Here is a 24917-nt window from a genome sequence, read left to right on the forward strand (position 1 = left end):
TCTAGAGAAGGTACTGATGTATAGACTGTTGACTAGTATTGTTAAATAATTTGACTTAATATTTCGGATACTGAATAATTAACTATATTAATAATTTATGAAGGTGATGAAATGGCAAAACGTGATGATTTAATGTATGAATTAGAGCGCACCCTCCAATATTCGATTCGCTCCATGAGAAAAGGCATAAATGAGGTGTTAGGTAACGAGCTTAATAGAAGTGAGTTTCTTCTATTAAAATATTTATATGAACATGGAATCAGTAAGGTATCAACCATCTCTAATGAACTAAAGGTGACATCAAGTCATATTACTTCGGTTGCTGATTCACTGGTTCAAAAAGAGCTTGTAACTAGAGAGAGGTCGGTAGATGACCGTAGAGTCGTAGAAATAGCATTAACAGCTGATGGCAAGACTATTTTTGAAAAACTAAACAATAAGAAGACGGAGTACTTATTTTCAACCTTCGACAGCCTTTCTAATGATGAAATTGAGATTCTTATAACTTTGTTCAAAAAATTTAATATATAGGAGGTGGGGTAGTTGGAGCATCTAGATCAAAAGAAAAAAATCGCGATTATGATTGCTATTATGTCGGCAATGTTATTTGCGGCACTCAATCAAACGATTGTTGGAACTGCACTCCCTCGTATTGTTTCTGATTTAGGTGGAATTAAATACTTCAACTGGGTCTTTACAATCTTCATGTTAACCTCGAGTGTAACGGCTATTTTAGTTGGAAAGCTTTCTGATATCTATGGAAGGAAACCGTTTATCCTAATTGGAGTTGGGATTTTCGTGGTTGGTTCTCTTTTATGTGGTACAGCTGAAACAATTATCCATTTGATCATTTATAGAGGGATACAAGGCTTTGGGGCAGGAATGATTATGTCCACTGCTTTTACTGCGGTAGGAGATTTATTTTCTCCCCGCGAACGAGGACGTTGGCAAGGCTTGATGGGATCCGTATTTGGATTGGCAAGTGTGTTCGGTCCTACTCTAGGTGGATGGATTGTTGATCATATTCATTGGAAATGGGTGTTTTGGGTATTTCTTCCTTTTGGGATTATTGCCTTTTTACTGATTGTTTCCTTATTTCCTAGTACAGAAAAAAAAACATCAGAAAGAGTGGATTTCTTAGGGTCCATTTTAATTACCTTTATTATTGTCCCATTGCTATTAGCATTTTCATGGGCTGGCAACCAATATGAATGGGCATCAATCACGATTATCGGATTATTTTCATTTTCGATTTTATCATTAGTATTGTTTATCCAGGTTGAGAAGAAAGTAAAAAGCCCTGTTTTACCCTTATATCTATTTAAAAACGATATATTTACAATTTCAAATTTAGCTGGTTTTTTATTAGGTGCAGGAATGTTTAGCACCATTATGTATATGCCCTTCTTTATCCAAGGGGTAATTGGCACTTCCGCTACTGTATCAGGACTAATCATGATGCCAATGACATTAAGTATGGTGGTCTCTAGCTCCATTATTGGACAGTTCATAACGAAAACAGGAAAGTACAAATTGTTCGCCTTAGGTGGTTTAGTTGTAATGGCAGCTGGCATGTTTTCCATGTCCTTCATGTCAGCTGAAACCTCCAATATAATGGCTGTAGCCAATATGATTATTGTCGGTTTAGGGTTAGGTGCTTGTTTCCCTGTCTTTACTCTAACAGTACAAAATGCTGTGTCGCAATCTAACCTGGGAGTAGCAACAGCATCTAATCAATTATTCCGCCAAATTGGTGGGACGGTTGGGGTAGCCGTTATGGGTTCATTTATGACCCTTCGAATGGAAGATAAAATAAAGGAGCTATTCACTAACCTACCAACTAACACAACCATGAACACTGGTATTGAACAGTTTTCGGATCCACAAATACTGATGAATCCTGATCAGCTTGAACAAGCCAAAGCTAGTTTACCAACTGACCTACTTCCTTATTTCGACCAATTAGTAGCTTTCTTAAGAGAAGCACTTTCCTACTCACTTACGGGTGTTTTTATCGTTGGAGCTGGTTTCATGATTACTGCCTTTATCTTAACCCTATTCTTACGAGAGATCCCACTTCGTCAATCTAACCAAGATGAAAGTAAGGAGACCGGGGATTTATCGTAATTCATTATAGTTGTAAAAATACACACAAAGACCCTTAAGCTTTTAAGGGTCTTATTATATCGACTTAATAGAGACTATTTCTTATTACAACTAAACAAAACCACCATATAAAAGTAGTTCATTATTTATTCTCAAAATCAACCATACTTCGTACAACAAATGCAGCTGGAATTACGTAGCCGATTAACGCCTCTAAAATCGCAATCCATCTTCCGAACCCAACAGGAGTTATATCCCCATACCCAACTGATAATAAAGTAATCGCACTAAAGTATAAGGAAGAACCTAAGATCTCAAAAAATCCCCCTGTTAGAATCGTGCTTCCTTCAACAAGAACAGGAATCCCTCTCATCTCAAAAAGTGTATATATAATGCTAAATCCAACTAATACATTTACGTAAAGCAGGAATAAAAAAGCTACATTTTCAAAAGAGATATAATTATGACGATGCTCATGCCGTTGAAAAAGCTGGGTAAAGCTTTTATATAAACTAAAAAGTACGACAAATAAAAAGAGTAGATTAATCAAAAAAACCACCTCGTCCTAACATATGACGGAGAGGTAGTTGTCATGCTTGTTTGAATGACCAAAAGTTCTGTCCCGAAGTTCTAGAGATTAATTACCAGCCCCGCGGTACTTGGTCACCCCTACATTCCAGAGGAGGACAGATAGACTGATAAACAGCAGACCCATAAAGGGTGTTAGAAACGCATATCCGTACCATTCTTCCTTTCGTAAGAAATAAGCCGCTGGATACACACCCACAAAGGCAAATGGTAAGATCCAAGTCAGAACAAATCTTATAATTTTATTATAGATATCCACTGGATAACGTCCATAGTTCCCGATATTATACATGGTTGGCATAATGGAGGTTTTTGCATCTGACCAGAAGCCTATACTAGCTAACATGATAAAAATCCCTCCATACACTAATACACCACCAAGTACCATAATGATGAAAATGAATAAATCATACCAGAAAAACGTTAACTCCAATTGAACGCTCGCATATCCCATTACAATAAGGCCGGTGATGACACCAAACAGTGACTCTAGTTCCATTCTCTCGATAATAATTTGAAACAGACTATGAATGGGTCTTGTTAAGATGCGATCCATTTCACCTTTGACGATATAACGTTCATTGAAGTCCCATATGTTAAAAAAAGCACCAAATATAGCAAATGGAACGAGGAAAAAACCATAAATAAAGATAATTTCATCTCTAGACCAACCATTCAAAAACTGTGTATGCCCGAATACAACTAATATAAAAATTAGGTTTACTCCTTGAAACAGTAAATCAGATGTAATCTCAACCACCATATCTGAGCGGTATTGAAGCCTTGTTTTCATGTATTGACCCATATACTGAAAAAACATTGAAAAATAGAACATTTTAGCCCCCCTGTATGATGAGCTGTTTTTTTGCTATAACCCATAAAATCTGAATTGGTATAATTAAGATAATTGCCCATGCGCCTTGGAGGATTAATGCATTGATGATTTCTGACCCTTTAAAGCCTTCTGTGAAGATCATACTTGGTATATAGCTAATTGCCTGGAATGGGAAATACCCCATAATATCCTGAGCCCAAACCGGATAAAAGCTTATGGGCAATAGCAGGCCTGAGAACAGGTCAATCACTACCCGCTTCGCACGGATTAATCCATCATTATTATATAAGAAGAAAGTTGTAATACCTGCTAGTAAATTGATTTGCGTATTAATAATAAAACTAAAGAGAATGGATACAAAGAAACTGGCCCAGATGATCACATTCGTGGAGATTTCCAATGGGAAAAATAAACCTACGATGACCATACCTGGTACTGAAAAGAACAATAGCCTAAAAATCCCTTCCCCTAAAGCCTGCATCATTTTCATCCGTAGATAGTTGTAAGGTCGAATGAGTTCAATCGCCACTTTTCCATCCTTGATTTCCGTTGCAATCTCTCGATCTATATTATTAAAGTAGAAAGCCCTAGCCATCCAAGCAACTGCAATATAAGTAGTCATTTGAACAATACTTAATCCTTGAATTGAGCCCTTGTCTCCGTATATCGCACTCCATAAAAAGTAATAGGCTCCTATATTAATACTATATATTAAAATGCCACTATAGTAGTTCGTTCGATAAGCGAGCATCATCAGAAAACGAATCCGAATCATCTCTATATATTTAGCCATGATGAATTCCCTCTTCATAGATGTTACGGATAATTTCCTCAGTGGATGCTTCTTTAATATGAAGATCTCGTATTTGATAATGAGAAACAATTTTTGAAATGAGTTCAGAAATAACCCGTTCATCATCCTCTACAGAAGCAACCCAAACATTCTGCCTTTCGCCCTTCGCCCAGTTCACCTTATAATCAACACTCATATTGTCTAATTCCTCAGCATTGACATTTCTCGTAAATTCAAATTGTATTTGCTTTCCTTCGACCCAGTTTGATCGTAGTTGTTTGAGAGAGCCATCATAAATAATACTTCCCTCATCAAGCATGATTACCCGCTCACACAATGCTTCAATATCGCTTAGGTCATGAGTCGTTAGGAGAATGGTCGTCTTGTATTTCTCATTCATTTCCTTTAAGAACCGACGAATCTTCATTTTCACTAGAACATCTAGTCCTATGGTTGGCTCATCTAGAAAAAGAAGCGATGGTTTATGAATTAACGCTGCTGCAAGCTCACATCTCATTCGCTGACCAAGTGATAGCTTCCGAACCGGTTTATCCAACAATTCACCAATATCAAGGGTCTCAATGACGAGGTCCATATGTTCTTTATAGTCTTGATCTGAAACATTGTATACCTTCTTCAATAGCCTAAATGACTCCTGGACCGCAATATCCCACCATAGCTGGGAACGTTGTCCGAACACAACCCCGATTGACTTTACAAATTTCTCACGCTCTTTATGTGGATTCATTCCGTTTACGATAATCTCTCCACTCGTTGGAGTCAGGATTCCCGTCAGCATTTTAATCGAGGTTGATTTCCCAGCCCCATTTTCTCCAATGTATCCGACCATTTCTCCTTCATTTACCTGAAAGGAAATATCTTTTACCGCTTCTAGCACTTTATAATTCCGTGTAAATAAATCTCTAAATGCACCTTTAAGTCCAGATCGACTAGAATACGATTTGAATTCTTTTCTAAGCTCTTTAACCTCGATGATTGTACTCATATTCCCCTCCATTAAACAGCTCTTTTATTTAGGTTTTTTTCAAAATTTCGTTACTGAAACAATCTTTACAATATAATAGCAACAAATTAACTGATTCAATTATTGCTCCTAGTACTACTAAATTTCAGGCTCTGTTAAAGTACAATATTGATTTCCTAGCAGAGTTGATTGTAGTGAAAGGATGCGAGACTCCTGCGGGAGCAGCGTGACAGGTGAGACCCCGCAGGCGCATGCCGAGGAGGCTCACCGCACGCCCCGCGGAAAGGGAGTGTCCTGTAACGAAAATCAACAACAATGTTTAATGAGATCCCTTAATTAATAGCCATTTTTATAAAATCCAACCTACAATAAATCTTTTACACATCGTATTAGTTTAAGAGATTTTTCTAGGGAAGACAAATAGAAACCCTTTTTAGTGTTCCTTCATTACTATTAGAATGCCCTCGTATCAGGTTGTTTTATTAGAAGGTTTATCATGGTAAGATGAGTAATGAAAATGATGTGTTGTATATATTAGGAGGCTCTTTAACTATGGAATTTACAAAATCAGAAGCTTTACATACAGAAGCGCTTGAACATATTGTTGGTGGAGTCAATAGCCCATCTAGATCGTATAAAGCGGTTGGTGGTGGCTCCCCAGTCGTCATGTCACGTGGGAAAGGTGCATATTTCTGGGATGTTGATGGGAATCAGTATATTGATTACCTCGCTGCATATGGTCCCATTATTACTGGACATGCTCATCCACATATTACTGAAGCTATTACGCGCGCTGCAGAAAATGGTGTTTTGTACGGGACACCTACAGAGCACGAGGTGAAATTTGCAAAATTATTGAAGGATGCCATGCCTAATTTAGATAAGGTGAGATTTGTTAACTCTGGAACAGAAGCTGTCATGACGACTATTCGTGTCGCTAGAGCTTATACAGGACGTGATAAAATTATTAAATTTGAAGGGTGTTATCATGGACATTCCGATTTAGTACTCGTCGCTGCAGGCTCAGGTCCTTCTACTCTTGGAACACCTGATTCCGCAGGTGTTCCGAAAAGTATAGCACAAGAAGTGATAACAGTCCCCTTTAATGAAGTAGGCCCGTTTAAAGAAGCACTAGAAAAATGGGGAGATCAAATTGCTGCCGTATTGGTTGAACCAATCGTTGGTAACTTCGGGATTGTTGAACCTAAGAATGGCTTTTTACAGGAAATTAACAACCTAACTCATCAAGCTGGTGCGCTTGTCATTTATGATGAAGTAATTACAGCTTTTCGCTTTATGTATGGTGGTGCACAGGATTTACTAGGTGTTAAGCCTGATCTAACTGCGCTTGGGAAAATTATTGGTGGCGGTTTACCAATAGGTGCCTACGGTGGTAAAAAAGAAATCATGGAACAGGTTGCTCCATTAGGTCCTGCCTATCAAGCAGGGACAATGGCCGGAAACCCCGCTTCGATTTTATCAGGGATTGCCTGCTTAGAGGTATTAAAGGAAGAGGGAGTGTATGAGCATCTCGACCGGTTAGGGGCAATTTTAGAAGAAGGAATTTTGCAGCAAGCCGAAAAGTACAATGTTCAAATTACCATTAACCGTTTAAAAGGAGCATTAACCATTTACTTCACTGACGAAAAGGTTGAAAACTATAATCAAGCAGAAGCAAGTGATGGCGAGATATTCGCGAGATTTTTTAAGCTGATGTTGAACCAAGGGATCAACCTCGCTCCCTCTAAATACGAAGCATGGTTCCTAACCATATCTCATACTGAAAAAGATATCGAGCAAACCATTGAGGCTGTTGGAAATGCCTTTAAACAATTGTAGTTTCGCATAATTATTCAATCGTATACAAATAAAACTAGCTCGCAAGTGAGCTAGTTTTATTTTTTACCCGTTGGAAACGTTTACATAACTGACTTTATTAGTGTTACAAAAAAATGGGTAGTCATAATCTACACATTAAGATGAATAATAATTGAATTTTGGTAATATGTTTGATATTATAGTATATACAATTCTGAATATTTTGATGTGTGACTGTTTTTACCTTTACTAAGCACGTAAATCTCTTAATCTATAGATTTGCTGTTCAACTACTCAAGGAGGTGACGGCCTAACTGGCCAAGACTATGACAAAAAAATGGAATCCAAACTCCTTTAAGAATTACCATTATCACGAACATGATGCCTGTGGAATTGTCTCTATAATGGAGAAAAAACAAATTCCTACTAAAGAGAATATTGAGTTATGTATTTCTGCACTTGTAACCATGAATCATCGAGCTGGCTTCACTAACGGTGAAGGCGATGGGGTTGGTATACACATTGATATCCCTAGAGAGCTTTGGGAACAAAAGCTTTCAGAAAAGGGAATAGATTCCGCAGTTGCTCATGACGAACAGTTTACAGTTGGTCATTTTTTTGTGTCAAAAGATGCAAATCACGAAGAAGTAAAGTCGACTATTAAAAAGTTGCTTGCAGATGCAAAGTTAACGATCTTATATGAAAATGATGGTGTGACGAACTCAAGCGCTTTAGGTCCAATCGCATCTCAACAGGAGCCAGTATTCTGGCAGGTTGGATTATTACCAGAAGTCAAAAATGAAAACCTTTCAAAAACATTATTTGATCTAACGATTGATATTGAAGCCGATGACCATGTTCATGTTTCCTCTCTAAGTAATTATCATGCAGTATATAAAGTAATGGGTGCTGGTGATATCCTTCCGAAATACTATCAGGATCTTGCAAGCCCATTAGCAAAATCATCAATGACACTAGGACATAATCGTTATTCTACTAATACATTATCAAACTTCTTCCGTGTTCAACCATTTAGTGTACTTGGTCATAATGGTGAAATTAATACGATTGCTAAGCTACGTGATGAAGCACAAATGCTTGGTGTACCTATTACGAATGGCGGAAGTGACTCCCAAGACTTAAATAGAACGGTCGAAGCCTTACTCGCTCGCCATGGCTATTCTTTATTTGAAGCATTAGATATTCTCTTCCCACCTATCACAAATGAAATCAAAGCCTATCCAGAGCATTTACAAGACCTATATGTTTACCTTCGTGAAGCATGGGGACATTTTGCACAAGGCCCTGCCGGAATTATCTCCAGGTATCAAGACGAGGCTGCGTTTAGCTTAGATTCATTAGGGTTAAGACCACTATGGCAGCTAGAAACAGAAACTTCTTATCTATTTTCATCAGAGCCAGGGATCATCCCGTCTTCAGACTATACAAACGATCCTAAACCATTATCACCTGGTGAAAAGGTTGGACTTAAGTATGTAGATGGCGAAATGGTCGTGTATCATTATGCTGAATTCCAGCAGGAAGTACATGAACGTTTTAAGAAGCGTGTTGATTTTGAAGGATATAGATTCCGCCTTCAGTCACCTACACTGGAAAAGAACATTTCAGTAAAAACACTTTCAAAAGTACAAAATAATCAATATTCTGCCTACGGTTGGGACCGTGAGCATATCCAGTTAATTGAGCAAATGGCAGAAAAGGGCGCTGAACCAATCCGTTCACTTGGACATGACGCCCCATTAGCTGCAATTGATTCAGGACGTAGAAATCTAGCAGATTTTATTAAGGAAAGCGTAGCTGTTGTTACGAATCCGGCGATTGACCGAGACCGTGAAACAGAGCATTTCTCCACGAGAATGATGTTAGGTAAGCGACCTTCTTTATTCGAAAAGCATTCAAAACAGCTTTTCCTAGAATTACAGTCTCCTGTTTTAATAGAAGGTTCACAGGGCTTTAAAATCAATGAAGAGTTATCACAACCTTCTTATGATCAAATCATTCATGAGTTCCGTAAAAATGAGTTAGCTTATTATCTAGACGCAACTTTTAATGAAGACGAGTCTGTAAAGGATGCTTTAGCTCGTCTATCAGCGGAAGCTATTGACGCGGTGAAAGGTGGAAGCACCTTACTAATTTTAGATGATGGAAATTCTCATCAAAACGGAAAGCTATGGCTTGATCCTCACTTAGTGGTGTCTTCCATTGACCATGCACTTATTGAAGAAGACTTAAGAAGAGATTGCTCACTATTATTACGTTCAGGATCAATTCGTTCTTTACATGATACTATTCTAGCTCTAGGATTAGGCGCTGATGCACTAAGTCCATATTTGCTATTTGCTACAGTCAGTGATGAAAACATCTTACCAGTTAAAAATCTATTTGAATCAATAAATAAAGGCTTGGAAAAGGTTATTTCGACTATCGGTATTCATGAACTTCGAGGCTATGGAAGATTATTTTCTTCAATTGGCTTAAACGAAGAAATTGCGGATGCTCTTCGTATCGTAAACTTCTTTGGCTCAGATTCACTTGGCTTTAATTATGAGTTGATGAAGGAAGATGCATTAAAGCGTGTTGAAGACTTTAATGATGATAGTGCTAGACCAGGAAAGACTTTCCATATCTTCCCGAGAATTTGGAAAGCCATTGGAGATGTCGCTCAAACTGGCTCTTATGATGATTATCGTAAGAAATTAACCGAACAAGAGGAATCAAACCCAATTAGCATTCGTCATTTAACTAGCTTTAAAGAATCAACAAAGCCTGCAACACCGGAGAAGGTAGACATTTCAGTTGGTGAGCATAATCTACCATTTGTCATCAGTTCAATGTCATTTGGTTCACAAAATGAAACTGCCTTCCGAGCTTATGCTGAGGCTGCTGAACAGTTAAATATGGTTAGCCTTAATGGTGAAGGTGGAGAAATTAAAGATATGCTTGGAAAATATCCAAAGACACGTGGGCAGCAAATTGCTTCCGGACGCTTTGGCGTAAACGCTGAGCTACTCAACTCCTCTAATCTTCTAGAAATTAAGATTGGTCAAGGAGCGAAGCCTGGAGAAGGCGGTCACTTACCTGGATCTAAAGTAACCCAAAAGGTTGCAGATGCTCGTAATGCGACACTTGGTTCAGATCTAATTTCACCATCTAATAACCATGATATCTATTCCATTGAAGATCTGGCTCAAATGATTGCAGAATTAAAAACTGCTAATGATCAGGCTAAGGTTGCCGTAAAGGTTCCCGTTGTACCTAATATTGGAACAATTGCTGTAGGGATTGCTAAAGCTGGTGCTGACATCATCACCATCAGTGGCTTTGATGGAGGTACTGGGGCAGCGAGAATTCACGCATTACAATACGTTGGTCTTCCTGTAGAGATTGGTGTTAAAGCTGCACACAACGCATTACTCGAAGCAGGTATCCGTAACAATGTAGAAATCTGGGCTGACGGTGGTATTCGTAGTGTGTCTGATGTTCTAAAGGTGATGCTACTTGGTGCAAACCGAATTGGATTTGGTACTTTATCAATGATTGCAATTGGTTGTACAACTTGCCGTGGCTGTCATTTAGATACCTGTCACGTTGGAATTGCTACTCAAATTGAATCTGAAGCACAAGCGAAGGAGCATGGTTTAAGACGTTTCGTTCCTCGTGAAGCAACTACTGCTGTTCAAGGTTTAGTTAATCTTTTCACAGCTTTCGGAAATGAACTAAAGCAATTAGCTGCTAACTTAGGCTTCACGAACGTACAAGATTTAGTAGGTCGCTCAGATTTATTAGAGCAAACTAGAGGTTTAGAACAAATGGACCTTTCTCCTCTTTTAACAACGATTGAGGTCGGTCAATTTAATCAGAAGGAAGTAGCAGCAAGCATTGAAGAACCTAATTTAGCTGTAGCTGTTGGGGCTGAATATCTAGATCAAAATGTTGCAGAACTAACTAAGTCTAGAGAATTCTCTGCTGTTACATCTGAACAACGTGTACTCGGTAGCCGTGTGTCCTGTCACCGTGTGCGCGGAAGACTAGATGGTTCATACAAGAAGCTACCAGCCATTTCACTTAAATATAAAAATGGCTCAATTCCTGGTAATGGACTAGGAGCTTATAATAGTGAGGGAATTACCATTCGCGTTGAAGGTGGTTCTCAAGATGGAACGGGTAAAACATCCTTTGGTGGGAATATTCACATCCTGAAATCAAAAGGAAAAGATGGAAAGCTCTACAACGGATCTGTCGGAAAGGGCTTTGGTTATGGGGCTCAAAAAGGCCAGTTATTTGTCCAAGGTAATGCTGATGCTCGTGCAGGTATCCGTTTATCTGGAGCGGATATGATTATTGGCGGACGTGTGACAAAGCCGATTCCAGCTCAGGAATATGGAAATGTTGGTGTCCATGCTAATATTAAAGGCTTTGCGTTTGAGTATATGACCAATGGTCGTGGCCTTGTTATGGGAGACCCAGGTCCATGGATTTGTGCAGGAATGACTGGAGGTACCGTTTACCTTCGCCATGATGCAACACTAGGACTAACAAAAGAAACGCTATCTAAGCGAATTGCTAAAGGTGCTAAGGTATCCATCAACTCCCTATCTAAGAAAGGAATTGAGGATGTAAAAGAACTATTAACTTCTTATATCGCCGTTCTAAAAGAACACGAGCAATTTGAAGAAGTACAATATTTACAGCCACTTTTAGATAATCCTGAGGAGAACTTCTTCCAAGTAGTTCCTATGAAAGAGCAAGCTGATCCTGCTGTTTCAACAGAATGATCAAGTAAACCTCCGCAGTTAAAAACTGCGGAGGTTTTTTGGTATACTCACTTTGATTCCTCTTAAGACACGTTAAATCTATATATTCCAATAAAATTCACGAATGAGACATTTTTTTAATACTCAGAATGATAATTCCTTGCACTCCTCCCCTCCTTCCATCACAATAATGTTTATGGACTCTTAAATAAGTGAATTATGTAATAAGGGACAAAGGAGGGATTTTCTTTATGAAAATCGGAGCAAGAATACTTAAAACAGGGATTGCTGTTGCACTATCCCTATATATTGCACATTTACTTGAACTTCCATCTCCTTCGTTTGCAGGAATTGCTGCTGCTTTTGCGATTCAACCATCAATTTATAGATCCTATCAGTCTGTTATTGATCAATTCCAAGCTAATATCATTGGAGCATTTTTTGCTATTTTATTTACTCTTTTATTTACACATAGCCCTCTGATTATTGGTTTTACCGTTATGATTGTCATTGGAATTACCTTAAAGCTTAAACTAGAGAGCACCATTCCATTAGCAGTCGTAACGATTATCGCCATCATGGAGTCACCACCTGACCAGTTCATCGAGTTTGGGCTTATTCGGTTTGGTACCGTAATCCTGGGGGTGATGTCCGCATTTCTTGTTAACTTGGTATTCTTCCCTCCTAAATATGAGGCAAAGCTTTACTTCCAGGTAGTAGATGCCACAGAGGAGATTATTAAGTGGATTAGAATCAATACGAGAAATGCATCTGGACATATTGAACTAAAAGAAGAAATTGACAAGATGAAGGACCGCCTAACAAAGCTTGACCAGCTTTTCTCTTTCTACAAAGAGGAGCGAAGTCGGTTTGAAAAAAAGGGCAGAAAATATGCGAAGTCAAGGAAGCTTGTATTATTTCGTCAAATGCTACTTACAACTGATCAAGCCTTTGAAACACTTAAAAGACTCCATCGTCTCGAAAATGAAATTCATTGCATGCCAAAAGAGTTTCAGGAGCTTCTAAGAACAGAGCTTGATACCCTGTCTTCTGCTCATGAGCAATTACTGTTACAGTTTGTAGGTAAAATTAAGTCTCATATTCCTGTAATGGAGGAAAAGGTATCGTTTCATCAATCAGATTTATTACAGGACTACATCAAACAGTATCACTCCCAGAATCAAGAGCAACTTCAAGAGGCCATGCAGCTGTTCCCTCTAGTATCAATGGTACTTGAGTACCGTAGTCATTTAGGTCACTTAGAGAAGCTGTTAGATAGCTTTCAAACGTACCACACAGAGGAAAACGAGGTCGAGGTTAAAGGATAAGAGAATAGTGCAAAAAAACAAGAAGCTAAACACTTAGCTTCTTGTTTTTTGGTCTAGCATATACGAAGTAGGTCCATCAACACCCGTGGAGAGCTCGCCTTTAGGGTTAAGCCATTCATCCAAGAATCACTAAACACCCTTATTTCAAAAACCTCTTAATTAAACTAAATTTTTTATCACTATAAGGTGGAAATAACAAAGTAAGATTACTTTTACTGCTTTTCTTTTGTACACTTTTTTCATGTGAAAAAGTCAGAAAACTATAGTGTCCATGGTAGGCTCCCATTCCAGAATGTCCAACCCCACCAAAAGGTAAGTAGGGATTCCCTATATGGGTAAGTGTATCGTTTATACAGACACCACCGGCAGATACTTCGTTCAATACTTGATCTTCCACCGATTGATCAGAAGTAAATAAGTATAAGGCAAGTGGTTTAGGCTGCTTCTTGATAATCGCAATTGCTTCATTCAATTCTTTAAAGGTTAGGATAGGGAGCAACGGTCCAAAGATTTCCCCCGACATCGAAGCCGAGTCCATCGTTGCTTGAATTAAAGTAGGCTCAATAAATCGATCCTCAGAATCAGTCTTTCCTCCAAACATGATTCCTTCTTTGTCATTCTCCAGCATTTGCTTTAATCGTTCAAAATGCCTTGAAGTAACAATTCTTCCGTATTCTTTACTTCCTCGAATATCCTCTCCATAAAAGCTAGTAATGGTTGATTTCATTTCGGATATTAACTGGTCTTTTACAGATTCATGAATTAATAGGTAGTCTGGGGCAATGCAGGTTTGTCCAGAATTTACAGTTTTACCCCAAACAATTCGGTTAGCAGCCACCCTAACGTTAGCTGATTTATCAATAATAACCGGACTTTTTCCACCCAGTTCCAGTGTTACAGGAACTAAATTTTTAGCTGCAGCCTCCATGACAATCTTCCCTACAGGGATACTACCAGTAAAGAAAATGTAATCAAAGGGAGCATTAATCAACGACTGGTTTGTTTCAATGCCACCTTCAATTGAGCGTATATATTGTTTATCAAAAATAGACTCAATCATTTCCATAATTACACTCGACACGTTTGGCACTAATTCAGAGGGCTTTAAGACCGCACAATTCCCCGCTGCTATTGCACCAATTAAAGGCTCAATAAGTAATTGAAAAGGATAATTAAAAGGTCCAATTATCAATACGGTTCCATAGGGCTCATAGATGATGGTACTCGTTGCAGGTTGGAATTTCAAAGGTGTTTTCACACGCTTAGCCTTCATCCATTTTTTTAAAGATTTTGAGGTATGGCTTATACTGTTTAACACAAATCCGATTTCAGTCGCATATGTCTCAAACGGATGCTTTCCTAGATCTTTTTGAAGTGCATCTATGATTTTCTGTTCATACGTTAAAATGCCTTCTCTTAGCTTCTGTAGCTGTTCAAGTCGAAACTCTAAGCTTCTCGTTCTATTCGTCTCAAAATAGGCATGATGCTCCTTTAGAATATGTTTTACATCATCATTATGTAATTCCATTGCTACATCCCCTTTCTACAGTAATACAATTCAAACAGCATATTCTTATTCTTACCTTATAAAGAATATTATTCTGGTAGGTGCTAATTATATAGATATAAATTTATTTCACAAAAAAGTGAGTGATGATTTTGTTTAATTACCAAACACACCGATTATTATTTTACAGTACCTTGTTATCTAGTTTGTTTAGCCTTTTCATTATAGTCTTAACTATCTACCACCATTTTTCTATAAAAAATAAACTTAATGAAATCCTTACCAGAAAATTAAGTTGAACTTTAAGAGGAGAGCTTATTATTAAGCTCCCCTCTTTTTTAGTTTAAATAAATAATAATAAACTAATGGCCATAACCGCCATACCACCAATTACACCATAAATTGATAAATGAGCTTCATCATATTGTTTAGCTGCCGGTAGTAATTCATCTAATGAAATAAATACCATAATACCAGCTACTGCAGCAAAGATAATTCCAAACATGACATCATTTAGATAAGGCATTAGTACTAAATAAGCAACTAATGCTCCAACTGGTTCTGATAAACCAGATAAGAAGGAAAGCTTAAATGCTTTTTTTCTATCCCCTGTGGCAAAATATACAGGAACCGAGACGGCAATTCCCTCAGGGATATTATGAATAGCCACAGCCACTGCAATTGCAATTCCCAATGATGGATCTTGAAGCGCAGATGTAAACGTTGCGATTCCTTCAGGAAAATTATGAATCGCAATAGCAAGTGCAGTAAATGAGCCCATTTTTAATAAATCCGGATTATGAGGTTTATTCATATCTTCCACTTTTTTTAGTTCATGTGGATTCCCTTGCTTTGGTATAAATTTATCGATTAAGGCTATAAGTAGGATACCTGCGAAAAAACCAGCTACCGTTAACCAATTTCCAGATACAACTCCTGTAGCAGATACTAGTGCATCCTGTGCCTTTACAAAAATTTCAATCATTGCTACATATATCATGACACCAGCCGAGAAGCCTAGAGATAATGATAAAAACTTGGTATTTGTAGTTGAAGTGAAAAACGCAAGAATACTTCCAACCCCAGTTGCAAGACCAGCCATAAGTGTTAATCCAAATGCTAATAATAAGTTTTCAGTCAATTTACTTCCCTCCCGCTTCACAATATATGAAAAATGATTATAAAATGATTATATAAATTTATTGTCAGAATTAACACATAATTTTTACCCTCTTTATGAAAACCTCTTAAAAAAGCCTAAATATAATAATAGCACACCCACTTAAAGAAGGTGTGCCAATTACAAGCCTTATCTTTATTAAAGGCTGTGTTAAACCTCGTTGTTGATTTTCGTTACAGGACACTCGCTTTCCGTGGGGCGTGCGGTGAGCCTCCTCGGCTGCGCCTGTGGGGTCTCACCTGTCACGCTACTCCCACAGGAGTCTCGCGTCCTTCCACTTCAATCAACTGTGCAAAAAAATCACCATTGTACTTTAACAGTGCCTTATTAAAAGAAAACCAAATAAACGATACCAGCTAGTACAATTCTATATATTGCAAATGGAGTCAGTTTTATTCTGTGGATCAGCTTTAAGAAGAAGCGTACGGATATATAAGCAAAGATAAACGCACTAATAAAACCTACCGCTAGAAATGGAAACGCATCTGGTGTAAAGTATTGCCAATTTTTCAAAAGAGATAATGTGCTTGCACCTAGCATGATTGGCACTGCCATAATAAAGGTAAAATCTGCTGCAGCACGGTGACTCATGCCCAAAATGACTCCACCAGAAATGGTTGAACCTGAACGTGAAAATCCTGGCCATAAAGCAATACATTGGAATAACCCAATTAAGATAGCCTGTTTATAGCTTACTTGATCAACAGACTGAACCTTTGGTACCTTCGCGCTAATTCTATCCGCAATAATCATTAAAACAGCCCCAGCTACTAAGCCAATTAACACTGTATTCATTGAGAATAGATGTTCATCAATATAATCTTCAAATAAGAAACCTAAAATAATTGCTGGAATTAATCCAACTATTACTTTCATAAGGCCTAAACGACCTTCTTGATTACGATTTAAATTCTGCTTTAATGGTAGAAGTTCAAAAAAACGTCTCCATAGGACAATCACTACTGCAAGTATTGACCCTAGCTGAATAACTACCTTAAACGTATTGGCTACCTCTTCTGAATAAAGCTCCTTTGAGTTGAGCCATATATCATCAACCAATATCATATGTCCGGTAGAAGATACAGGTGCAAATTCCGTTAAACCTTCTACAATACCTAAAATAATTGCAACGATCATACCCCATAAATCCATTCTCTTACCTCAAGCTTTCATTATTTAATATAATGCTCTAATAGATGCATCGTTTAAAGACAATGCCAGGGTACTTCATAATGATCATAAAGTCTGTCTTATGTCCCTAATTGCTCTAGTAATACTGAACCTTACAGTTAGGCTCATTTTCTTATTATATCAAGCAATTAGAAAGATTTCACTTACTTGTTTAAGAATCGAAAAAGATTTGTATTTCCCATTTCCTAGTTGTTTTGTAGTTGCTTCCATATAAAAAATCCCCATTTCGTGATGAAATGGGGATTTCCTTTAAACTAATTATTTTGCAAGTTGAACATCCTTGAAGAATGGAGTTCCACTGAAGTTTACAAATAATCCTGAAGCGATACCATTTGTACCATAAATGAAGTCAGGGTGTTGTAAGTAAACCATTGGAGCTTCTTCAACTAGAATTTCAGATACTTCTTTGTATGCTTCGTCACGAGTTGCTTGATCAGACTCTTGGCGAGCTAGGTCAAGTAATTCGTCAACTCTTGTGTTTGTATAGAAAGAACGGTTACCTGGCGCACCGTGTTGTGAAGAATGGAATAATGCATATAGACCATAGTCAGCATCAGCTGTTACTGTAGTCCATCCTAATAGGAATAGTTCATGCTCTCCAGCACCAGTCTTTTCTAAGAATGCACCCCACTCAACGATTTCGATTGAAACATTGATACCAAGTGGAGCTAATTGAGCTTGGATTAATTCTGCCATATCAGCACGCTCTTTGTTACCATCGTTAACCATTAATGTAGTTTCGAATCCATCAGCAAAACCAGCTTCAGCTAATAAAGCTTTTGCAGCATCCACATCATACGCAAGTGGAGTTAAACCTTGGTAGTTACCAACAACTGTAGGAGCAAGTGGTCCAACAGCAGGTACACCTTGACCATCTAAGATTCCGTTAACAAGATCATCTTTGTTAACAGCCATAGAGATTGCCTGACGAACTTTTAAGTTGTCAAATGGAGCTACATTCATGTTGAAACCTAAGTAGTCCATACGAGTTCCACGAACTTTTGTTAATTCAATATTATCTAAACCTTCCATGTAAGAAACGTCAGAAGAACCAACTTGAATAACATCAGCTTCTCCAGTTTCTAACATTGCATTACGAGTTGCTTGTTCTGGTACAGTTACAAACTTCATAGTGTCAACTGAAGGACCTTCTCCCCAGTACTCTTCGTTTGCTTCGAAATTGATTTCAGCACCTGGGCTCCAAGAAACAAACTTGAATGGACCAGTACCGATTGGATTTTGGTCAATCTTAGTTCCACCACTATTTTCTTCTTCAATAGCAGAAGGAGCGATGATTGAACCTGCATTATGTGCTAAGTGAGCAGGAAGTGGAGCGAATGGGAAGCTAGTTTTGATGTGAACTGTATAGTCATCCACTACAACCACTTCAGAAATCATGTTAAGTACAACTGCACGTGGTGATGCAAATTCAGGATCAAGAATACGTTCTAATGTCATTTTAACCGCTTCAGCAGTAAAATCAGTTCCGTCATGGAACTTTACGCCTTCACGTAATTTGAATTCCCAAGTAGTTTCATCAACTGCAGTAAATTCAGTTGCTAACATCGGAATAACTGATCCGTCTTCAGCGTAATCAGTTAAACGATCAAAAATTTGAGATGTAGCATTCGTTGTTGCTGTATCATTCATACCATGTGGATCTAGTGTTGGTGCATCTTGAGCGATAACAAATACTAGTTCTCCACCTTCTTGAGCTTCAGCTTCTTCGCCGCCATTATCAGTGCCTTCAGTTTCAGTTCCTTCAGCACCTTCTTCAGCAGTGTCTCCACCACTACATGCAGCTAATGTTAATACAAACATTAGTAGAAGCATTAGAAATAAATTCTTTGCCTTCATTATAGTTGACCCCCTATTTATTCTTCTTTGCTTACAAAAGTAATAATAATGCAAAAATTTAAAAAAAACAACCCATTATTTATTATAATGTAATAAAACGGTAACTTTTATGTAATATATAACAACATTCTTTTACTTTTAAATGAAAGGAATAAAAATCATTTCTAGTTAACATTATAATATGTAGAAACTCGACAATTCTGACAATTTAGTATTGGTTCTAGAATTTCTTTATTTCCAGCAACTATCTATTTATATTCGCTAGTAATCTATTGTAATATGTTAATATTCTAGCTATCATATAACTTGGTAATCTCTTAATTTACAAAATAAATGGTTTCAAATAGAAAGGATGAGATAAGCATGAGTCAACCACAACTTCAAACAAATGTTGGAGTTCCGGCGAAACCCTATAATGCAAAAGCAGCTCGTACTAAAGCTTTCTATAAAAAGCTTGCAAAAAACAAAGCTGCTCTAGCAGGTGGTTTCATTGTAATTCTTTTTACCCTCTTGGCAATTTTCGCACCAGTCGTAGCAACGCATGATCCTGTACACATCGAAATTACTAAGAAGCTTGAGGGGCCTTCTGCTGAGCATTGGCTTGGGACAGATGATAAAGGTCGTGACATTTTTAGTCGACTATTATATGGTGCCCGAATTTCATTATCAGTTGGGGTACTTTCCACCCTACTTGGTGCAATTGTAGGTGTAACCTTGGGAATTGTTTCAGGGTATTATGGAGGAAGAATTGATACCTTTATTATGAGAATTACAGACGTACTTTTAGCCTTCCCTGGAATACTATTAGCACTTGCGATTGTAAGTGTGCTTGGAGCTAGTACGATAAACGTTATTATAGCTGTAGCATTCTTTGCGGTTCCAACATTTGCCCGTATTGTACGTGGTTCAACATTAAGTGTGAAAAAGCTTGAATATATTGATGCAATCCGAGCAATGGGATCTAATGATTTTAGAATTATTTTCAAACATATACTTCCTAATATTGTCTCACCAATTATTGTACAAGCAACGCTATATATCGCATCAGCCATTATTACAGCCAGTGCGCTATCGTTTCTTGGAATGGGTACACAACCACCAACACCTGAATGGGGAACTATGCTAAGCCAAGGTCGTTCGTATGTAGCACAAGCACCACATATTACCCTATTCCCAGGTATCGTTATTTTAATTGTCGTAATTGGCTTTAACTTATTTGGTGATGGATTACGAGATGCGTTAGATCCAAAGACAAAAAACTAACATATAAGAAGGTGAGAATGAAATGTTACTATATATTATCCGAAGGTTATTTCAAACTATACCCGTAATGCTTGGAGTTACACTTGCTGTATTCCTTATGATGCATTTAATCCCTGGAGACGCTGCCAGAATCATGGCTGGGGAAAATGCAGATGAAGCACAAGTTGAACAAATGCGTGAAAATCTTGGTCTAAATGACCCTCTATACCAACAATATTTCCGATATGTCGCAAACGCTGTGCAAGGTGATTTAGGAACATCTATCCGTACAAATCGTTCTGTAACAGAGGAAATCTTTAATGAACGCTTTTGGATTACCGTTCAGTTAGCACTTATTGGGACAGGATTAGCAGTGTTAATTGGTTTAATTGCTGGTATTATTTCTGCTACTAGAAAATATTCGCTTGCCGATGTTTCATTAATGATTTTTGCACTATTCGGTCTATCCATGCCAAACTTCTGGCTCGGGATTATGTTAATTTACTTCTTCGCAGTTGATTTGAAAATGTTACCTGTAGCCGGTTGGGGTACTTGGGAACATATGATTTTACCAGCCATTACTTTAGGTACTGGTGGAGCAGCTATTATTGCTCGTATGACTCGTTCAAGTATGTTAGAGGTAGTTAATCAAGACTTTATCCGTACCGCTTATGCAAAAGGTGTAAGTGATAAATTAGTTATATATAAGCATGCATTACGTAATGCATTAATTCCTGTTGTAACAGTAGTGGGTCTTCAGTTTGGTGGATTACTAGGTGGAGCTGTTATTACTGAAACAGTATTCGCCATCAATGGATTAGGCCGACTAATTATTGATTCAATCCGTGCGCATGATTTCCCTATGGTTCAAGGTACAATTCTTGTTTGTGCGGTTTTATTCGTATTTGTAAACTTCCTAGTAGATATTACGTACCGCTTAATTAACAAACGAATCGACTTAAACTAAAAGGACGGTGAAAATAAAATGACAGAAAATATCTTAGAGGTTAAAGATTTAAGAACTTCCTTCTTTACAGACGAAGGTGAAGTAAAAGCAGTTGATGGTGTTGATTTCACCATTGAAAAAGGAAAAACAGTTGGAATTGTTGGTGAGTCCGGATCTGGAAAAAGTATCACCTCTTTATCAATTCTAAGACTTCTTCAAGAACCAGTTGGTAAAGTTGTAGGTGGAGAAATTCTATTTAAAGGTGAAAACCTACTAGATAAATCGAAAAAAGAAATGATGAACATCCGTGGAAATAACATTTCTATGGTCTTTCAAGAGCCGATGACATCATTAAACCCAACTTTAACCTGTGGTGAGCAGATTGCTGAATCGGTTCGTATTCACCAGAAGTTGAATCGAAAGGATGCTTGGGCTAAAGCTGTTGATATGCTTCGCCTAGTTGGAATCCCTTCACCAGAAAAACGTTCAAAGCAATATCCGTTTGAACTTTCAGGTGGTATGCGTCAACGTGTTATGATTGCGATTGCGTTAGCCTGTACTCCAGAGCTATTAATCGCTGATGAGCCAACGACTGCATTGGATGTTACCATCCAGGCACAGATTCTTGATCTAATGAAAAAGCTACAAGAAGAGCTTGGTACTTCATTAATGTTAATTACACATGACCTTGGTGTTGTAGCGGAAATGTGTGATAAGGTTGCCGTTATGTACTGTGGTAAGATCGTTGAATATGCAGATGTAAAAACAATTTTCACAAATCCAAAGCATCCTTATACAGTTGGTTTGTTAAACTCAGTTCCTAAGCACGATCGGGATTACGAGGGAGACCTAGCCGTTATTGAAGGCTCTGTTCCAAGTCCATTTAACCTGCCTAAGGGTTGCCGTTTTGCACCACGTTGTCCTCATGCTAAGGCCATTTGCCACGCAGAGCTTCCAGAGCTAGCAACGCAAGAGGACGGGGATCAAGTAAGATGTTGGATTCATACTGAGAGATGGGAAAAAGAGGAGGTAGGGGCAAGTCATGAGTAAAAAGCCATTATTAGAAGTAAAAAACTTAAAGCAATACTTCCCTATCACTGGTGGTCTTTTTGGAAGAACCATTAATCATGTTAAAGCTGTTGATGATGTTAGTTTTACTGTATACGAAGGTGAAACAGTTAGTATTGTAGGAGAATCTGGTTGTGGTAAGTCAACAACAGGTCGCGCAATTCTTCGTTTAGATAATCCTACTTCTGGTGAAATTAATTTCGAAGGAGAGAACCTTCTTTCTTTAAGCAAGTCAAAAATGAGAAAAAAGCGTAAAGATCTACAGATCATTTTCCAGGATCCTTATGCTTCACTAAACCCACGTCAAACCGTTAGTCAAATTTTAGAAGAAGCACTTGAAATACAAAATGTTGTACCTGCCAACCAAAGACGTCAAAAGATTGTCGAACTTCTTGAAACTGTTGGTATTGGTGGACACCAAATTGACCGTCACCCTCATGAATTTAGTGGTGGACAACGTCAACGTGTCGGGATCGCCCGTGCACTTTCAGTAGATCCAAAGTTAATCATCTGTGACGAGGCTGTTTCAGCTCTTGACGTTTCTATTCAAGCACAGGTATTAAACCTATTAAAGGAATTACAACGTGATTTCCAATTAACCTATTTATTTATTTCTCATGACCTTGGGGTAGTACGTCATATTTCTGATCGTATTATAGTTATGTACCTTGGTAAGATCGTTGAGATTGCAGATAAGAAATCCTTATTTGAAAACCCTCAACATCCTTATACAAGAGCATTACTATCAGCAATCCCAAGTACGAACATTGAGGCAAAGAAGGAACGTATAATTTTGCAAGGAGATGTTCCTTCTCCAATTGATCCACCAACAGGTTGTCGTTTCCATACACGTTGCCCATTTGCCATGGAAAAATGTCGTACGGAAGAACCGAAGTTACAATCAGTTAACGGTGAATCACAACAGGTAGCTTGTCACTTAGTTGATGAAGGTCAACCAGTAGATTACACAAAGATTGTAGCTAATTACTAATTTATTTATGAACTGTCAAAAAGAAGAAGGCATTGCAATTGCAATGCCTTCTTCTTTTGTATTTGTCCCATCTACTGTTCGGTGTTATTTTTAATAAAAGCTAATATACGTTGCTCGGCAACTTCAGGTCTTACCCATAGGTCAGGTTGTATTCCAACTGCTTCAATCTTAATAAGATCAGGATGATAGTTGAAGAATGCTGGTACTTGCAATTCAGCTTTTGAATTTGGTAACATCCAATACAGTGCATCTCCACTAATGATTGCGCCCATTGTATGCATACCGATAACAGTTGTTTGATTTGTAAGCCTTAATTTATATGTCAAATGCTCAGCGGCAGATGCTGTATTGTTGTCCGTTAATACAAAAATATGAGTATCATGATCATTTACACTATGAAACTCATTCTCTATTACTTCCCAAGTTGGTTCAATTGGGAAGTCATACTTTCCTATGAAGGCTTTCTCTTTAAAAAATTCCTCCTCTAAGTTTTGTTCTGAGAGTCCATTTTCCATCATGTGATCAATAGTATCCTGCAAAAACGCATGAGTGGTATTAGATATTAAGTAAATATACTGTGAGGTCCAACTTGGAGGTACTTCAAAAAATTCCTCCAGCCACATTTCAACCATATGCATATTCCCTCCAGTATTCCCCCTTAAATCTAATACGATATACGGTTCATTTTTAAGCTTTTTAGCTGTATTAATGATATCATAGTAATCATAAGGGCTAGCCTCGCCGACGAACATGCTTCGTATTTGTAACCAAGGTACGCCCTCTTTTTCTTCCAAAGAAAATGGTACACCTAACCGTGATTTTGACAATTCTTTTGATTCCACTTTTAACGAGATGATTTCACTTTGTTCTTCTTCATCCTGTTGAAAGACAACTTCCCATTCTCGGTCATTACTACTCAGAGATTCTGAAAAAGTAGCCAACATATATACGATCTCACCATTTTCATTGATTGTCGGCTTTAAGTATGATTCTAGATTTACATCTCCATTAATATTAAGTAATTTTTTAGCTTTCTCTCCTGTTGTCCAAAACTCGCCATTTTGATCCTTAGTAAAGCTGTATAATGAAGTTACATATAACTCGTAATCCGATAGAATAATAGATTCATGTTCGATCCAAAAATGAGTGTCTACAATAAATTGATAATGCTCTCTTATCATGTCTACAAACCTAGATTTTGTCATGGTCTCTTCTTGATGTGACTCAATATCGCTAATAACCTCATCCTTAGCTTTATTAAACGCTTGATCCCCTCCAAAAAATTGATACATAGGATACATATACTTTAAGGTTTGATTAAAGATTTCGATATCTTCTGTCAGTTGTTCTTTTGTTAGATTACTCGATACGTTTTGAGAAGGTCTATTTTTAATCCTCAAAGTTTGTAATACATCATTTGACAGTTCCACATCATCACTATTAGCAAAGTCATATAGAAAGTTCGGATCTTGGACGGCTTTTTCAATAGGGCTTCGGTTTTCTTTCGCAATGGTATCTAAGGAGGAACTAGCTTCTTCTGTGAGTAATGGATTTGATGTACAACCTGTAACTACTAAAAGTATGATTACGATTAGTCCTTTATAATTCCTCATAATACTCTCCCTTCTTCAACTGTTGATTAAGTTATTATGTAAATTTTACCACATTTTGTACAGTATAACTTAAATGAAAAGATAGGTACACTTT

At 37.7% G+C, this 24917-nt stretch carries 18 protein-coding genes; 9 read left to right on the top strand and 9 right to left on the bottom strand.

What is annotated here, in order from left to right:
• Window positions 1-111 precede the first annotated feature (111 nt).
• Together M1D60_RS20740 and M1D60_RS20745 are read left to right on the top strand one after the other, a co-directional pair.
• Window positions 112-531: a MarR family winged helix-turn-helix transcriptional regulator gene (locus M1D60_RS20740; protein WP_456276701.1), complete on the top strand. Its 420-nt coding sequence runs from the start codon at window positions 112-114 to the stop codon at window positions 529-531.
• Between the two features lie 12 nt (window positions 532-543).
• Window positions 544-2127 carry an MDR family MFS transporter gene (locus tag M1D60_RS20745; protein WP_456276702.1) on the top strand — a complete coding sequence of 528 codons (1584 nt, stop codon included), beginning with the start codon at window positions 544-546 and terminating at the stop codon, window positions 2125-2127.
• Between the two features lie 121 nt (window positions 2128-2248).
• Here the strand turns inward: M1D60_RS20745 and M1D60_RS20750 are convergent, their stop codons facing one another.
• The 4 genes from M1D60_RS20750 to M1D60_RS20765 form a co-directional block, all read right to left on the bottom strand.
• Complete coding sequence (locus tag M1D60_RS20750; protein WP_456276703.1) at window positions 2249-2656, bottom strand: ion channel; 408 nt, start codon at window positions 2654-2656, stop codon at window positions 2249-2251.
• 87 nt (window positions 2657-2743) lie between these two features.
• The gene (locus M1D60_RS20755) at window positions 2744-3529 is read right to left on the bottom strand and encodes an ABC transporter permease (RefSeq protein WP_456276704.1); all 786 of its coding nucleotides are present in this window, start codon (window positions 3527-3529) and stop codon (window positions 2744-2746) included.
• Between the two features lies 1 nt (window position 3530).
• Window positions 3531-4322, bottom strand: a complete 792-nt coding sequence (locus M1D60_RS20760; RefSeq protein WP_456276705.1) for an ABC transporter permease — start codon at window positions 4320-4322, stop codon at window positions 3531-3533.
• Complete coding sequence (locus tag M1D60_RS20765) at window positions 4315-5328, bottom strand: ABC transporter ATP-binding protein (RefSeq protein ID WP_456276706.1); 1014 nt, start codon at window positions 5326-5328, stop codon at window positions 4315-4317. Before M1D60_RS20765 ends, M1D60_RS20760 begins: the two co-directional genes overlap by 8 nt.
• Before the next feature lie 531 nt (window positions 5329-5859).
• Here M1D60_RS20765 and M1D60_RS20770 point away from each other — a divergent pair.
• The 3 genes from M1D60_RS20770 (at window position 5860) to M1D60_RS20780 (ending at window position 13228) form a co-directional block, all read left to right on the top strand.
• The gene (locus tag M1D60_RS20770) at window positions 5860-7146 is read left to right on the top strand and encodes a glutamate-1-semialdehyde 2,1-aminomutase (RefSeq protein ID WP_456276707.1); all 1287 of its coding nucleotides are present in this window, start codon (window positions 5860-5862) and stop codon (window positions 7144-7146) included.
• Window positions 7147-7451: 305 nt separating this feature from the next.
• Window positions 7452-11921, top strand: coding sequence for a glutamate synthase-related protein (locus M1D60_RS20775; RefSeq protein ID WP_456276708.1), 4470 nt, complete (start codon window positions 7452-7454; stop codon window positions 11919-11921).
• A gap of 230 nt (window positions 11922-12151) precedes the next feature.
• The gene (locus M1D60_RS20780) at window positions 12152-13228 is read left to right on the top strand and encodes an aromatic acid exporter family protein (RefSeq protein ID WP_456276709.1); all 1077 of its coding nucleotides are present in this window, start codon (window positions 12152-12154) and stop codon (window positions 13226-13228) included.
• A 139-nt stretch (window positions 13229-13367) separates the two neighbouring features.
• Here the strand turns inward: M1D60_RS20780 and M1D60_RS20785 are convergent, their stop codons facing one another.
• The 4 genes from M1D60_RS20785 to M1D60_RS20800 form a co-directional block, all read right to left on the bottom strand.
• Entirely contained in the window at window positions 13368-14756 is a 1389-nt protein-coding gene (locus tag M1D60_RS20785) for an aldehyde dehydrogenase (RefSeq protein ID WP_456276710.1), read from the bottom strand.
• Between the two features lie 322 nt (window positions 14757-15078).
• Complete coding sequence (gene zupT, locus M1D60_RS20790) at window positions 15079-15876, bottom strand: zinc transporter ZupT (protein WP_456276711.1); 798 nt, start codon at window positions 15874-15876, stop codon at window positions 15079-15081.
• 366 nt (window positions 15877-16242) lie between these two features.
• Window positions 16243-17067 (bottom strand): undecaprenyl-diphosphate phosphatase, encoded by an 825-nt coding sequence (locus tag M1D60_RS20795; protein ID WP_456276712.1) that lies wholly within the window; start codon window positions 17065-17067, stop codon window positions 16243-16245.
• A gap of 297 nt (window positions 17068-17364) precedes the next feature.
• Window positions 17365-18963 carry a glutathione ABC transporter substrate-binding protein gene (locus M1D60_RS20800; RefSeq protein WP_456276713.1) on the bottom strand — a complete coding sequence of 533 codons (1599 nt, stop codon included), beginning with the start codon at window positions 18961-18963 and terminating at the stop codon, window positions 17365-17367.
• Between the two features lie 363 nt (window positions 18964-19326).
• Between M1D60_RS20800 and nikC the strand changes: the two genes are divergently transcribed.
• Genes nikC through M1D60_RS20820 form a run of 4 tightly spaced genes read left to right on the top strand, consistent with a single transcriptional unit; the run spans window position 19327 to window position 23210 of the window.
• Entirely contained in the window at window positions 19327-20226 is a 900-nt protein-coding gene (gene nikC / locus M1D60_RS20805; RefSeq protein ID WP_456276714.1) for a nickel transporter permease, read from the top strand.
• 22 nt (window positions 20227-20248) lie between these two features.
• A complete protein-coding gene (locus M1D60_RS20810; RefSeq protein WP_456276715.1) occupies window positions 20249-21172 on the top strand; it encodes an ABC transporter permease in 924 nt (307 codons plus the stop codon).
• Between the two features lie 18 nt (window positions 21173-21190).
• Window positions 21191-22201 carry an ABC transporter ATP-binding protein gene (locus M1D60_RS20815; protein WP_456276716.1) on the top strand — a complete coding sequence of 337 codons (1011 nt, stop codon included), beginning with the start codon at window positions 21191-21193 and terminating at the stop codon, window positions 22199-22201.
• A complete protein-coding gene (locus M1D60_RS20820; protein WP_456276717.1) occupies window positions 22194-23210 on the top strand; it encodes an ABC transporter ATP-binding protein in 1017 nt (338 codons plus the stop codon). The genes M1D60_RS20815 and M1D60_RS20820 overlap by 8 nt, the downstream gene beginning before the upstream one ends.
• Window positions 23211-23281: 71 nt before the next feature.
• On the opposite strand, the gene M1D60_RS20825 is transcribed toward M1D60_RS20820, so the two are convergent.
• Window positions 23282-24823: a S41 family peptidase gene (locus M1D60_RS20825; RefSeq protein WP_456276718.1), complete on the bottom strand. Its 1542-nt coding sequence runs from the start codon at window positions 24821-24823 to the stop codon at window positions 23282-23284.
• Between the last annotated feature and the right edge of the window lie 94 nt (window positions 24824-24917).

The organism is Bacillus sp. AK128, from assembly GCF_053903075.1.